Below are 13851 nucleotides of genomic sequence, written 5' to 3'. Positions count from 1 at the left end.
GAAATTGCACTCCGGGGCGTGCGGTCTGCGGCATTCTGTCGCTCGGGCGAACCTTCAGCTCTGGGCGGGCAATCCATCACAACGACGTGAAAGGGGCCGACATGGCCAAGGACACTCTGAAAGTTTCGGGGGTCACGTATACGACCGCCGAATCCGGGTACTTCGAGAAACGAAAGCTCAAACGGGCCGCGGGCATCTGGGGGCTGTGGGGCCTCGCCGTCGGCGCCGTCATCTCGGGCGACTTCTCGGGCTGGAACTTCGGCATCGAGGCCGCAGGATTCGGCGGCATGATGATCGCGTTCGCCGTGCTCATCGTGATGTATTACGGCCTCATCTTTTCCATCGGCGAGATGGCGGCGGCTATGCCCCACACGGGCGGCGCCTACTCATTCGGGCGCGCGGCCATGGGGCCGTGGGGCGGCTTCGTCACCGGTCTCGCCGAGACCATAGAGTACGTCGCTACAACCGCGGTCATCGTGTTCTTCTCGGCCTCCTACGCCGACGGCATCACGACCGAGCTGCTCGGATTCTCACTGCCACCGTGGCTCTGGTGGCTCATCCTCTACGCGCTGTTCGTCGGTCTCAACACCGCGGGCGCCGCGATCTCGTTCAAGTTCGCGATCGTCGTCTCGGTGATCTCCATCGGCATCATTCTGCTGTTCTCGGTAATGGCGCTCATGAGCCCCGCGCTCGACTGGTCGAGCCTGTGGAACATCGAGCCCGACGCAGGCCAGTCGGCCTTCCTGCCGCACGGCATCACTCCGATCCTGTTCGCGCTCCCGTTCGCAATGTGGTTCTTCCTCGGCATTGAGGAGCTGCCGCTCGCGGCAGAGGAATCGATCAACCCCGTGCGCGACATCCCCAAGGCGGGTCTCTGGGCGCGCGGCACCCTGATCGTCACCGGTCTGCTCGTGCTGTTCCTCAACACCGCGATCCTGGGCGCCGAAGACATGGGCGTCGCGGGCGAGCCGCTGCTCGACGGCTTCCGCGCCATCGTCGGCGACCAGATGGCCGCCGTACTCGCACTGTTCGCGCTCATCGGCCTCTTCGCGTCGCTGCAGGGCATCATGTTTGCCTACGGCCGCAACATGTACTCGCTGTCGCGCGCCGGCTACTACCCGAAGTTCCTCTCGCTCACGGGCAAGCGGCAGACCCCGTGGGTCGCGTTGCTCGCGGGCGCGCTGATCGGCTTCGTCGCGCTCAACATCGTGAACATCGCGGGCGGCGCCGACGGCGTGGCCGGTGCAATCGTGCTGAACATCGCGGTCTGGGGTGCGGTGCTCGCATACTTCATGCAGATGGTGTCGTTCATGATCCTGCGCCGCAAGTACCCAACGCAAAGCGACCCTACCGCAGCCCGTGGGGCATGTTCGGCGCGGTCTCGGCGGCAATCATTGCATTCCTGATCTTCATCGGGTTTCTGCTCAACGAGACCTTCCAGCCCGCGATCGTCGCGATCCTGGTCGTGTACGTGATCGGCCTCGCCGTCTTCGGCCTCTACACGCGCCACCGGCTCATCCTCTCTCCCGAGGAGGAATACGCGGTCTCGGGGGGCCTGCACGGTGACCCGCAGGCCGAGGGTTACGGTGGCGAGGTCGAGGAGGAGATCCTCGCGCTCGACGGCAAGGACTAGCGGCTCGAAGTAACCACTCGAACCATTGAGCCCGGGTGCTCGTGGGCCTCGGCCCGCGAGCACCCGGGCTGTTTCGATCCGGATCATGCGCCGCGCCGACCTATCACCGCCGTGGCCCCCGATGCTAGAGTGATCGTACATTTTGAATATCGGCCATCAAGCTGTGGCGGGAGAGCTCGGGCGTTGAGGCCCGGCGCCGTAGGAGCAAACCCTCCCCGGGAATCTCTCAGGCCCACGTACCGTCGCAGCGAGGCAACTCTGGAAAGTAGCGCGGCTGTGCCGTGCTCACCGACGGTGCAAGGGCACCGCGGCCGGGGCATCCAGCCCCGCTCGCGACCCGAATCTCTCAGGTCCAGTAACAGAGCGGGGAGGATCCCACGCCCCTTTTGCGCGCCCGCGCACTTTTGAGACGAGATCCTCTTGAGCGTTACTCCCACCCACCGCACCTTCGCCGACCGCCACATGGGCGTCACCGCGGATTCCGATCGCGACCAGATGCTCGGGGCACTCGGCTTCGACAGCCTCGATGCGCTCGTCGACGCGGCAGTGCCCGCTGATATTCGCATGGACGCACCGCTCGCCCTGCCCGGCGCACGCAGCGAGGAGGAGATTCTCGGGGACCTCCGCGGGCTCGCGAACCAGAACACGGTCATGACGCAGATGATTGGCCAGGGGTTCTACGACACCCACACGCCGCCCGTCATTCGCCGCAATGTGCTTGAAAGCCCGGCCTGGTACACGGCCTACACGCCCTACCAGCCCGAGATCTCGCAGGGCCGCCTCGAGGCGCTGCTCAACTTTCAGACCATGGTCTCTGACCTGACCGGCCTCGACGTCGCGAACGCCTCGATGCTCGACGAGTCGTCGGCCGCAGCAGAGGCCGTGCTGCTGATGCGCCGCGCGAGCAAGGCCGCCGCTACGGCGAAGGCCGTGATCGACCAGAACCTTTTTCCCCAGACCATCAACGTGATCCTGGGCCGCGCCGAGGCGCTCGACTTCACGGTCGAGGTTGCCGACCTGTCGCAGGGGCTGCCCGAGGGCGACATCTTCGGCATCGTGCTGCAGCAGCCCGGCGGCGACGGCGCGGTCGTTGACCACGCCGCGATCATCGCTGAGGCGAAGGAGCGCGGCGCGATGACCACGATCATCGCCGACCTGCTGGCGCTCACCCTCATCACCTCGCCCGGCGAGCAGGGCGCCGACGTCGCCGTTGGTAACACCCAGCGCTTCGGCGTGCCGCTGTTCTACGGCGGACCGCACGCCGCGTACCTGTCGATCCGCGCGGGCCTCGAGCGCGCGCTGCCCGGCCGCCTCGTGGGCGTCTCGCGCGACGCCGAGGGTCGCCAGGCCTGTCGCCTCGCGCTGCAGACCCGCGAGCAGCACATTCGCCGCGAGAAGGCCACGAGCAACATCTGTACCGCGCAGGCCCTGCTCGCCATCACCGCCTCGATGTACGTGCTGTACCACGGTGCCGACGGCCTCAAGGGCATCGCCGAGCGCACCCACGCGCACGCCCGCACGATCGCGGCGGGCCTCACTGCCGCCGGGATCCGGGTCGCGAGCGCCTCGTTCTTCGACACCGTGACGGCGATCGTGCCGGATCGCGCCGATGCAGTGATCGCGGCCGCAGCCGACCGAGGCATCAACCTGCGCCGCATCGACGCTGGCGCCGTGGGCATCTCGGCCGACGAGACCACCACGGCCGCACACGTTGCGCGCGTGCTCGAGGCGTTCGCTGCCGCAGGATTCGACGTCGCGGCGCCCGAGGCAGCGGCCCTCGGTGACTACGCGTTCGACGCCGCCCTGGCACGCACGAGCGATTACCTGACGCAGCCGATCTTCTGGGAGCACCGCTCGGAGACGCAGATGCTGCGCTACCTGCGCCGCCTCGCAGATCGTGATCTCGCGCTCGACCGCACGATGATTCCGCTCGGCTCGTGCACCATGAAGCTCAACTCGACCGCCGAGATGGAGTCGATCTCCTGGCCTGAGTTCGCGGGCATTCACCCCTACGCCCCGGCCGATCAGACGGCCGGCTGGCGCGCGCTCATCGAAGACCTCGAGCGTCGCCTCGTCGAGATCACCGGTTACGCCGGCGTCTCGGTGCAGCCGAACTCTGGCGCACAGGGTGAGTATGCGGGCCTCAACGCGATCCGCGCCTACCATGTGGCGCGCGGCGAGAGCCAGCGCACGATCTGTCTGATCCCCGCCTCGGCACATGGCACGAATGCGGCGTCGGCCGTGCTCGCCGGCATGCGCGTGGTCGTCGTCAAGAACCTTGAGACCGGCACGATCGACATGGATGACCTCAAGGCCAAGATCGAGAAGCACGCACACGAGCTCGCCGCGATCATGATCACCTACCCGTCGACCTACGGCGTCTACGACACCGATGTGCGCGAGGTGTGCGCCCGCGTGCACGACGCCGGCGGTCAGGTCTACATCGACGGCGCCAACATGAACGCCCTCGTTGGCGTCGCCCAGCCCGGCAAGTTCGGCGGCGACGTATCGCACCTGAACCTGCACAAGACGTTCGCGATTCCGCACGGCGGCGGCGGCCCCGGCGTCGGCCCGATCGGCGTCGCCGAGCACCTACTGCCGTACCTGCCCTCGGACCCGCGTGCCGTAGCCGGCGTCGCCGGATCAGCGACCCCCGTCGTTGCTACCCTGTTCGGCTCCGCCGGCGTGCTGCCGATCTCCTACGCCTACATCGCAATGATGGGCGGCGACGGCCTCACCGACGCCACCCGGCATGCGCTGCTCGGTGCCAACTACATTGCCGCTCAGCTGCGCGATCACTTCCCGGTGCTGTTCACCGGCGCGGGCGGACTGGTCGCCCACGAGTGCATCCTCGACCTGCGCGAGCTCACCAAGGTCTCGGGCGTCACCGCCGAGGACGTGGCGAAGCGTCTCATTGACTTCGGGTTCCACGCACCCACCCTCGCGTTCCCCGTCGCGGGCACCCTGATGGTCGAGCCGACCGAGTCAGAGGCCCTTGACGAGATCGAGCGGTTCATCGAGGCGATGATTGCCATTCGCGCTGAGATCCAGGAGATCATCGACGGTCGCTTCGAGGTCGTCGATTCGCCGCTACGCAACGCCCCGCACACCGCCGAGGGCGTCATTGCAGGGGAGTGGGACCGCGCCTACAGCCGCGAGCAGGCTGCCTACCCGGTCGCGCGTCTGCGCACCGACAAATACTTCCCGCCCGTCGCCCGCATCGACGGCGCATTTGGCGACCGCAACCTCGTGTGCGCGTGCCCCGCGCCCGAGGCCTTCGAAGACTGAACCCCACTTTTGATTAGGAAGGCCACACACTGATGAGTGACCCGAAACGCACCCCGCTGTACGCTGAGCACGACGCGCTCGGTGCCTCGTTCACTGATTTCGGCGGCTGGGATATGCCCCTGAAATATGGCTCAGAGCTTGCCGAGCACCGCGCCGTGCGCGGTGCCGCCGGGCTCTTCGACCTCTCGCACATGGGCGAAATTCGCGTGACCGGGCCCGACGCCGCCGCGTTCTTGAACACCGCGCTCGTGGGCAACCTCGGTGTTATCGCGGTGGGCCGGGCCAAGTACTCGGTCATCTGCAACCCCGACGGCGGCATCATCGACGACCTCATCAGCTACCGCCTCGCGGAGGACGAGTACCTCGTCGTACCGAACGCGGGCAACGCGCCCGCCGTGTTTGCCGAGTTCGAGGCGCGCGCCGAGGGCTTCGACGTCACGCTTGTCGATGAGACCCTTACGACCGCGCTCGTGGCGGTGCAGGGCCCCGCCTCGGCCGAGATTCTGTTGACCCTCGTCGACGAGGCCGACCGCGACGCCGTGCGCGACATGAAGTACTACGCCGCGGCACCCGCGCGCGTACTGGGAGCTGACGCACTGATCGCCCGCACCGGATACACCGGTGAGGACGGCTTCGAAGTGTACGTGCCGAATGACCGTGCGGCTGAGCTGTGGCGCGCCCTGCTCGAAGCGGGCGAAAGCCACGGGCTCATTCCCGCGGGCCTCGCAGCACGCGATTCGCTGCGCCTCGAAGCGGGCATGCCGCTCTACGGCAACGAGCTTGGTCTCGACACGACCCCGTTTGAGGCTGGGCTCGGTGGCATCGTCTCGTTCAAGAAGACCGAACAGTTCGTGGGCCGCGAGGCGCTCGAGGCGCTGCGCGAGCAGGGCCCCGCGCGTGTGCTTGTGGGCCTCTCGGGTGCGGGCCGTCGCGCGGGCCGCGGCGGCTATGCCGTCTCCGTGAACGGTGAGCCGGTCGGCGCGATCACGAGCGGTCAGCCGAGCCCCACGCTCGGCTACCCGATCGCCCTCGCCTACGTCGCCCCCGAGCATGCCGCGGTCGGCACTGCCGTCGAGGTCGACCTACGCGGCAAAGCCGAGCCGTTTGAGGTCGTGGCGCTACCGTTCTACAAGCGCGGCGCGTAGACACTGCGACTCGTACCTCGCGCAGCATGACGACCAGAGGCAAGGTGCCTCGCGATCCACCCAAGATTTACTCACACCACCCAACTCCAGAAAAGGAATAACACCATGAGCATCGTCAAGACCGGACTGCGTTACTCGGCTGAGCACGAGTGGGTTACTGGCGACAGCCCCGCCTCGATCGGCATCTCAGAGGTCGCCGCTGACGCCCTCGGCGAGATCGTCTACGTCGACCTGCCCGAGGTCGGCACGGCCGTCACCGCCGGTGAGGTCTGCGGCGAGGTCGAGTCGACCAAGTCGGTTTCCGAGATCTACTCACCCGTCACCGGCGAGGTCGTCGAACGCAACGAGGACGCGATCGCGGACCCCGCCCTCATCAACTCGGACCCCTACGGCGCCGCGTGGCTGTTCAAGGTCGCCGTCACCGAGGAGGGGCCCCTCCTCACTGCCGAGCAGTACGCGGCAGACAACAGCGCCGACCTGGCGTAATTCCCGGGCCCGAAAGGGCTCCACTCGAGGAGGCAGTGTGGCCGTCAGCGTATTTGACCTATTCAAGGTGGGCATTGGCCCGTCGAGTTCCCATACCGTGGGACCGATGCGAGCCGCGCACCATTTTGCGTCGCGCCTGGCACACGCTGGCCTCCTCGAACGCGCCCGGTCGCTCGAGATGCACCTGTACGGTTCACTCGCGGCCACCGGGCGCGGGCACGGCACCTTCTCGGCTGTGCTGCTCGGGCTCGAAGGCTTCGACCCCGAGCAGGTCCTCCCGACCGAGGTTGACGCGGCGATCGCGCGCATCGAGGCGAGCGGCGAGGTCCGCTTCGGCACTGAAATTCTCGCTGCCAACGAGGCCGACGAAGCCAACGGGGCGCATGCGTCCGCACCGCCTGTCACCCGGGCGCCAGCGATCCGGATCAGCACTGCAGATCTCGTGCTGCATCCGCTCACGGTGCTCGCCCGGCACACGAACGGCATGCGCGTCGCGGCGCGCGATGGCGCAGGCGAGCTGCTCGACGAGCAAACCTACTTCTCGGTGGGCGGCGGCTTCGTGGTGCGCGAGGGCGCCGAGGACGACGTGCAGCAGCGGCTCGAGCGCGCCGTCGCCCGACAGCCCTACCCGTTCACGACCGCACGCGAGCTGCTTGCGCACGCGCACGCATCGGGACTGTCGATCGCCGGGGTGATGCGGGCAAACGAGCGCGTGCAGCGCACGGACGCCGACATTGATGCGGGGCTCACCGGGCTCTGGCGCGTCATGGAGGCCTGCAAAGACTCGGCGCTCACGCGCACCGGTACGCTGCCCGGCGGCCTCGAGGTGCGTAGGCGCGCACCCGAGTGGCACCGGCGGCTGCGGGAGCAGGACCCAGATCGAGACCCCGTGTTCTGGCAGGAATGGATCAACCTCGTCGCGCTCGCGGTCAACGAAGAGAACGCGTCGGGCGGCCGCGTGGTCACGGCGCCCACGAACGGGGCGGCCGGCATCATTCCGGCCGTGCTGTTCTATGCGACCCACTATGCCCCCGGGGCCCGCGACTGGAGTGACGCGCACAAGGCCGAGGTCGTGGCGGAGTTCCTGCTGACGGCCGCCGCGGTGGGCGTGCTGTACAAGGAGCAAGCCTCGATCTCGGGGGCCGAGGTGGGCTGCCAGGGCGAGGTCGGGTCAGCCTCGTCGATGGCAGCGGCCGGGCTCGCCCACGCGCTCGGGGGCACCGCCGAACAGATCGAGAACGCCGCCGAGATCGCGATGGAGCACAACCTCGGACTCACCTGCGATCCGGTGGGCGGGCTGGTGCAGATTCCCTGCATCGAGCGCAACGCGATTGCCGCGTCGAAGGCGGTGAATGCCGCGAAGATGGCGCTCATGGGAGACGGCACCCACTTCGTCACCCTTGATCAAGTGATTCGAACGATGCGCGATACCGGCAGAGACATGAGCGACCTGTACAAGGAGACCTCCCGTGGCGGCCTCGCCGTGAACGTCATCGAATGCTAGCGGGGGTGCCCGGCGATCTACGATGGAGTGCATGAGCGAATCTCGCAACAGCGCACCCCGCACGATCGCTGAGCGCCTCGACGCGCTTCCGTTCACCCGCAAGCATCGAAGGGTGCTCACCGGGTCAGGGGTGGGCTGGGCCCTCGACGCCATGGATGTCGGGCTGATCTCATTCATCATCGCCGCTCTGATTCAAGAGTGGGGCATCTCAAGCGGTGAGGCCGGGCTCATCGCCTCCATCGGTTTCGTCGGCATGGCGATCGGCGCCAGCTTCGGCGGGCTTCTTGCCGACCGTCTCGGCCGTCGCCAGGTGTTCGCGATCACGCTGCTGATCTACGGTCTGGCGACGGGTGCGAGCGCGCTCGCGGGCGGCGTTGCGGTGCTGCTCGTCCTTCGGTTCTTTGTGGGCCTAGGACTCGGGGCAGAGCTGCCCGTCGCGTCGACCTACGTCAGCGAGTTTGCCCCAGCGCGCATTCGCGGCCGCATCATCGTGATTCTCGAGGCCTTCTGGGCGGTGGGCTGGACCGCCTCGGCCCTCATCGGCTACTTCGTGGTGCCCGCCTCCGAAAACGGCTGGCGCTGGGCCCTCGCGCTCGGCGCGGTTCCTGCAGTGTGGGCGCTCGTGGTGCGCTGGACACTGCCCGAGTCACCCCGCTGGCTGAGTAGTCGCGGGCGCTCCGCCGAAGCCGAGAAAATCGTCGCGGGCCTCGAGTCATCGGCTGGCCTCGCCCCGGGGGAGATGGATCCCGAGACTCATGTGCCGGTAGCCGCGGCCCCCGCCCTGCCAAGCTCCGGATCGCGCATCGCCGCCATCTGGTCGCCTGAGCTGCGGCGCCGCACGCTCGCAATCTGGACCGTCTGGTTCTGCGTTAACTTTGCCTACTACGGCGCGTTCATCTGGATCCCGAGCATCCTCGTCGACGCGGGCTTCAGCCTCGTGCGCTCCTTTGGATTCACACTCATCATCACCCTCGCGCAGCTGCCCGGCTACGCCGTTGCCGCCTGGCTCATCGAGGTGTGGGGCCGCAGGCTTACGCTCTCAGTGTTCCTCGTCGGCTCGGCCGCATCAGCAGTGATGTTCGGTACGGTGCACACCGAGGGCGCGATCATCGCGGCCGGTATGGCGCTATCCTTCTTCAACCTCGGTGCCTGGGGTGCGCTCTACGCCGTGACGCCCGAGATCTACCCGACCTCGCTGCGTGGCACGGGGGCGGGGTGGGCGGCGGGCTTCGGCCGCATCGCTTCAATCATTGCCCCGCTGCTCGTTCCGGTGATGCTGGCGGCTGGCGGATCCGGACTCACCTTCGCCGTATTCGCGGTCTTCTTCGTGATCGCGGCGGCCGCGACATGGGGGCTCGTGGACCGCAAGGGCGAGGCGCTCGACGACCGCTGATTCGAATCCGGATCTACTCGGGCCGCGGGCCATGCGTTGGTACAGGCGAACAGCCAAAAGTGATGGTTCACATCCGAAACGAAACGGTTTTCGGTGGCAATAGTTGGAAGAAGGAGCTAAAACTCCTATATGAGATGTTCCAAGTGCGTGCGCTCCGGGGGGAGAGGACACGCTCTTGGAACATCTTGTCGTTTGTGAAGCAGCGGTCGTGAGGGAAGAGCTACGCGGAAGCTGCGACCAGGGGTGCCAGCTTTTGCTCCCGTGCAATGCGTTCGGCATCGGGGACTACCGGGGTGTGGCCGGGCTCCGCGATCCAGCCCAGGTAGCTGCCCTCGAGTTCGACCACGTCGTAGCCGGCCCGGCGCAGCGCGCTCGCAGCGACGGCGTTGCGTACCCCGCTGCGGCAGTAGCTGACGATCGTACCCGTCTCGGGGAGCTCATCGAGGTGCCACAGCGCCCGTCCACCCGAGAGCTGATGCGCCCCCGGTAGATGCCCGTCTGCGAACTCATTCTTGTTGCGCAGGTCGAGCAGGAGAGCGTGAGGCAGCTTCTCGAGCGCGGTCGGTGACACCCGGGGAACGGGTGCTTGCGGGAGGCCCTCGACGCCGGTGATAAAGCCCCGCACCGTGTCGATGCCCACGCGCACGAGGTGATCGCGGTACTCGGCAGCTGCGGCGTGATCCGGAGCGAGCAGCACCAGGGGTCGTGCCTCGGACTCGGGATCGAGCACCCACGCACCGTAGCTCGCTGATTTCGCGATGCCGGGTACATGCAGCGAGCGGGGCACGGTGCTCTCGTGGACGTCGCTGTGGTGACGAGTGTCGACGAAGATTGTCTCGTCCCTGGCCAACAGTTGCGCAAGTTCAGTGGCATCGTACTCGACCAGTTCGGGCGTCACACCGAGGAGGGCGGGGCCCTCGCGATTCTGCCGCTTCATGCGTGCGAAGTAGGCGTGTGCGTCGGGCTGTCCGTTGAGCAGCTCGGCAATGAATCCTGCCTCATCGCCTGCCTCCACATACGGGCCCCACCATGAGAAACGACGCTCGTAGCCAACCGTCGACGTGGGCACGGCGCCGAGCGCCTTGCCGCAGGCCGATCCGGAGCCGTGGCCGGGCAGCACCTGCACGAAATCGGGCAGCGTGAGAAACCGGTCACTGAGGCTGGCGAAGAGGTCGCGCGCGCCCTGAAACCGGGTGTTTTCATAGCCTGCGGCCTCGTCGAGCAGATCGGGGCGGCCGATGTCTCCGACAAACACGAAGTCGCCCGTGAGTATGAAGCCGGGCTCGGGGGACTGCGCGCCGTCGGTGACGAGAAACGACAGGTGTTCGGGGGTGTGCCCCGGCGTGTGTCGGGCCTCGAGCGAGATGTTGCCGAGCCTGATCTCGTGGCCGTGGGTGATGCGGTTGGCGCCTTCGAAGCCCGCACCGTAGGCCCAGTCGGGGCCGCCCTCGTCGGAAACATAGACGGTTGCGCCTGTGGCGGCCGCAAGCTCGCGGGTGCCCGAGAGGAAATCGGCGTGGATGTGGGTTTCGGTGACCGCGACGATGCGCATTCCGTTTGCGCCCGCGATGTCGAGGTAGACCTGGACGTCTCTGCGGGGGTCGACCACCACGGCCTCGCCCGTGGCTTGGCAGCCGATGAGGTAGCTGGCCTGGGCCAGGTCTTCGTCATAGATGCGTTCGAGCAGCATTGCGTTGAGTCCTTTCGCGGTGGGCGGGGGTGAGGTGCGGGGTGCGCTCGGGGAGTTAGTTGCAGGAGCAGCGATCAGCGAGGGCGACGCCGTCGAGCGCCTCCTCGATGTGTTGGCCGCAGCCGGCCCAGGTCGGTTTGGTGCAGTGGGGGCAGGTGGTGCGTGCGCACATGGTGTGTCCTTCGTGAGTGGGGTGTTGTGTGTCTTGGGGCAGGGGGCTGTCGTGGAGGTCTAGCGGCCGAAGAGGCGTGCAAAGAAACCGGGCCGGTTGGCTCTGGCCTCGTCGACCTGCGCCTGCGTGTGCTTGCCATTGCACCAGTCAGAGGCTGGCACGGTCATCTTGACCATTGCCACGTGCTGGCCGCAGCCAGCCCAGGTGGTCTTCTGGCAGGTGCGGCAGGTAGTGGGGCGGCACATGGGGGCTCCGTTCGGGAAAGGAGTGGCGGTTGACTCGGTGACTTGTTATACCCCGGGGGGTATCTCGAACAAGACTATACCCCATGGGGTATCTTGGAAGTCAAGTTCATCCCAGAAAAGGAGTTCCGATGACAACGAGCGCAGATCAGAGCGTGGCGCAGGGTACGCAAAGCACCGCCCCGGGTGTGGAGCATGATCCCGAGGCGAAGCGAAAGATCGTCAACCGCCTGCGCCGCGCGCAGGGTCAGCTCAACGCCGTCGTGGAGGCAATTGAGCGCGATGCGCACTGCCGCGACGTCGTGCAGCAACTGTCTGCGGTCTCAAAAGCGATCGACCGGGCGGGATTTCTGGTTATCTCGACCGCGCTTCGAGAGTGCCTCACGAATCCCGATGCCGAGGGTGGCCCGGATCGCGACGAGCTAGAAAAGCTCTTCCTGTCGCTCGCGTAGCGCGAGGGCGGGCTATTGTGCGGTGCGGTGGGGTGGGTGGCGAGGCCTAGCGCGTGGCCGGATCGCGCCAGAATGTGTTGAGTGTGAGGCCTGAAGGCAGCGCAATCGTGCCGTGCTTCTCGTAGCCCAGCGCCATGTAGCGCTGGTCGTTCGCTGGGTTGGACGACTCGAGGTAGGAGGGGGCGCCGAGATCGTCAAGTACCGCGAGGTTGGCGGCGAGCAGGCCCATACCGAGGCCCCGCCCGGAGTAGGCGGGGTTCGTCGCGAGCAGGCTCAAGTAATAGTGGGGTTCGGTCGGGTGTGCGGCCTCGAAGAGATCAGATTTCTCGAGCAGTTCATCGCGCTTCTCGGCCCCCAGCAGCTCGGCTGCGAAGTCGGGAAACGACTCCTGTTCGGCCGGGGTGAGCTCGTCCGACCCCGGCGGGTACCAGACGGTAGTCGCGGCAACCGAATCGGTGACATTGGCGTTCGCGCCGGTATCGCCGTCAATCGTAAACGTCCAGGGGTACCGCTGTGCGGTGCTCACGAAGAATCCCCAGTAGCGGCGGGCCACGGCGAGGTCCAATACGTCGGGGGACAGCATTGGGGCCCAGGTGGGGTCAGTGGCAAATGCGCGAGTGATCGTCTCGGTGATCGCTGCGAGTCGGGGCTCGGAGTGCGGGGCGGGCGTTACCGTCACTGGTGTCTGCGTCATGAGGGGATCTCCGTTACTGGGCCGGGGCGAGAATAGGCACGTGCCGCAGTAACAGCATGCGGCGCGACAACCTTGGGGCGGCGCAACCTCGGCTGCACTGCCCTCACCTGCACCATAGCAATCAACGGGTGTGCCGCGCACGGCACGCCCGACACCGGGTATAGCGTGGTTGCCTATGACGAGCCCCGACCAGAGCCCCGCACTGCCGATCCGCACGCCCCGCCTGACCCTGCGCCCGCACACCTCAGCGGACGCTGCTTGGATGCACGCCCTGTTCGCACGCGAGGATGTTGCGAGGTACCTGCCCTACGAGCCCTGGACCCGCGCGTTCACTGAGCAAAAGCTCGCCGAGCACGTCGCGAAGAACGGCCTGGAGCACGAGGCTGGCGGCCTCACGCTCGCGGTTGAGCACACCGAAACGGGTGAGGCAATCGGGCAGGTGCTGCTCTGGTACACGGATCGCGAGCACGGCATCGCCGAAATGGGGTGGGCTTTTGATCCGGCGTGGCAGGGCAGGGGCTACGCGTTCGAGGCCGCAAGCACGCTGCTCGACCTCGCCTTCGACCACTACGGCGTACACCGCGTCGCGGCCCACCTCGACGTGCGCAACGCCGCTTCTGCAGCCCTCGCGGTCAAGCTTGGTCTGCGCCGCGAAGCCGAGTTGCGCGACAGCGAGTGGCTCAAGGGCGAATGGGTCACGATGGCGATCCACGCGGTGATCGCGCCGGATCGCGCCAGCCGTTAGGTGATTGGGGGGGTCATTGGGCGCGACTCGCGCGCCCGTCGATTCGAAGCCACGCTTCGAGGTGCGCTAGGCTAAACGAGTCGCAGTACCTCGCCTCCGTAGCTCAGGGGATAGAGCACTGGTTTCCGGTACCAAAGGTCGGGGGTTCGAATCCCTCCGGGGGCACTAGCGACATGGCTCCCACCGCATCAGCGGTGGGAGCCATTTTTTGTGCCGGAATGGCGGACTCAATCGGCAGCTTGCCGATGAGGTAGTCAATCGAGACCCCAAAAACGTCACAAAGCGCCAAGGTATCCTCAAGGCTCCATTTTCCATTTCCGTGAATCTTGTTGTTCACGGTGGGGTCTGCTGAAGGTTTGATTGACTCTTGTCCGCCAGTTCTGTAGGACTGGCTGGGAGGATATGAA

The 13851-nt window shown here is 66.7% G+C and carries 10 protein-coding genes, 1 tRNA gene, 1 pseudogene and 1 riboswitch; of the genes and pseudogenes, 9 read left to right on the top strand and 3 right to left on the bottom strand.

Going from position 1 to position 13851, the window contains the following annotated elements:
* Positions 1–101: 101 nt before the first annotated feature.
* From C795_RS16230 to C795_RS0100635, 6 genes and pseudogenes are all read left to right on the top strand, one after another.
* Positions 102–1633 (top strand): annotated as a pseudogene (locus C795_RS16230) (amino acid permease).
* 157 nt (positions 1634–1790) lie between these two features.
* A riboswitch (glycine riboswitch) is annotated at positions 1791–1885 on the top strand.
* 168 nt (positions 1886–2053) lie between these two features.
* Positions 2054–4921: an aminomethyl-transferring glycine dehydrogenase gene (gene gcvP / locus C795_RS0100655; protein WP_017791830.1), complete on the top strand. Its 2868-nt coding sequence runs from the start codon at positions 2054–2056 to the stop codon at positions 4919–4921.
* Between the two features lie 32 nt (positions 4922–4953).
* On the top strand, positions 4954–6066 hold the full coding sequence (gcvT, locus tag C795_RS0100650) for a glycine cleavage system aminomethyltransferase GcvT (protein WP_017791829.1): 1113 nt from the start codon (positions 4954–4956) through the stop codon (positions 6064–6066).
* A gap of 105 nt (positions 6067–6171) precedes the next feature.
* A complete protein-coding gene (gene gcvH / locus C795_RS0100645; RefSeq protein WP_017791828.1) occupies positions 6172–6552 on the top strand; it encodes a glycine cleavage system protein GcvH in 381 nt (126 codons plus the stop codon).
* A 37-nt stretch (positions 6553–6589) separates the two neighbouring features.
* On the top strand, positions 6590–8056 hold the full coding sequence (locus C795_RS0100640; RefSeq protein WP_017791827.1) for an L-serine ammonia-lyase: 1467 nt from the start codon (positions 6590–6592) through the stop codon (positions 8054–8056).
* Between the two features lie 31 nt (positions 8057–8087).
* On the top strand, positions 8088–9449 hold the full coding sequence (locus C795_RS0100635) for an MFS transporter (protein WP_017791826.1): 1362 nt from the start codon (positions 8088–8090) through the stop codon (positions 9447–9449).
* A gap of 220 nt (positions 9450–9669) precedes the next feature.
* On the opposite strand, the gene C795_RS0100630 is transcribed toward C795_RS0100635, so the two are convergent.
* Both C795_RS0100630 and C795_RS0100620 read right to left on the bottom strand, forming a co-directional pair.
* On the bottom strand, positions 9670–11139 hold the full coding sequence (locus C795_RS0100630) for an MBL fold metallo-hydrolase (protein ID WP_017791825.1): 1470 nt from the start codon (positions 11137–11139) through the stop codon (positions 9670–9672).
* A 231-nt stretch (positions 11140–11370) separates the two neighbouring features.
* Complete coding sequence (locus tag C795_RS0100620; protein ID WP_017791823.1) at positions 11371–11556, bottom strand: hypothetical protein; 186 nt, start codon at positions 11554–11556, stop codon at positions 11371–11373.
* Positions 11557–11684: 128 nt separating this feature from the next.
* Here C795_RS0100620 and C795_RS0100615 point away from each other — a divergent pair, with 128 nt between their 5' ends.
* Positions 11685–12005 (top strand): metal-sensitive transcriptional regulator, encoded by a 321-nt coding sequence (locus tag C795_RS0100615; RefSeq protein ID WP_017791822.1) that lies wholly within the window; start codon positions 11685–11687, stop codon positions 12003–12005.
* A 46-nt stretch (positions 12006–12051) separates the two neighbouring features.
* Here the strand turns inward: C795_RS0100615 and C795_RS14685 are convergent, their stop codons facing one another.
* Positions 12052–12699 carry a GNAT family N-acetyltransferase gene (locus C795_RS14685; RefSeq protein ID WP_017791821.1) on the bottom strand — a complete coding sequence of 216 codons (648 nt, stop codon included), beginning with the start codon at positions 12697–12699 and terminating at the stop codon, positions 12052–12054.
* A gap of 175 nt (positions 12700–12874) precedes the next feature.
* On the opposite strand from C795_RS14685, the gene C795_RS0100605 reads away from it, so the two are divergent.
* Positions 12875–13444 carry a GNAT family N-acetyltransferase gene (locus C795_RS0100605; protein ID WP_017791820.1) on the top strand — a complete coding sequence of 190 codons (570 nt, stop codon included), beginning with the start codon at positions 12875–12877 and terminating at the stop codon, positions 13442–13444.
* A gap of 92 nt (positions 13445–13536) precedes the next feature.
* Positions 13537–13609 (top strand) — tRNA-Arg (locus C795_RS0100600).
* Positions 13610–13851: the final 242 nt, after the last annotated feature.

This window comes from Leucobacter salsicius M1-8 (assembly GCF_000350525.1).
Taxonomy (GTDB): domain Bacteria; phylum Actinomycetota; class Actinomycetes; order Actinomycetales; family Microbacteriaceae; genus Leucobacter; species Leucobacter salsicius.
The sequence above is the reverse complement of the archived record's forward strand: the minus strand, read 5'-3'. Positions and strand labels throughout refer to the sequence as shown.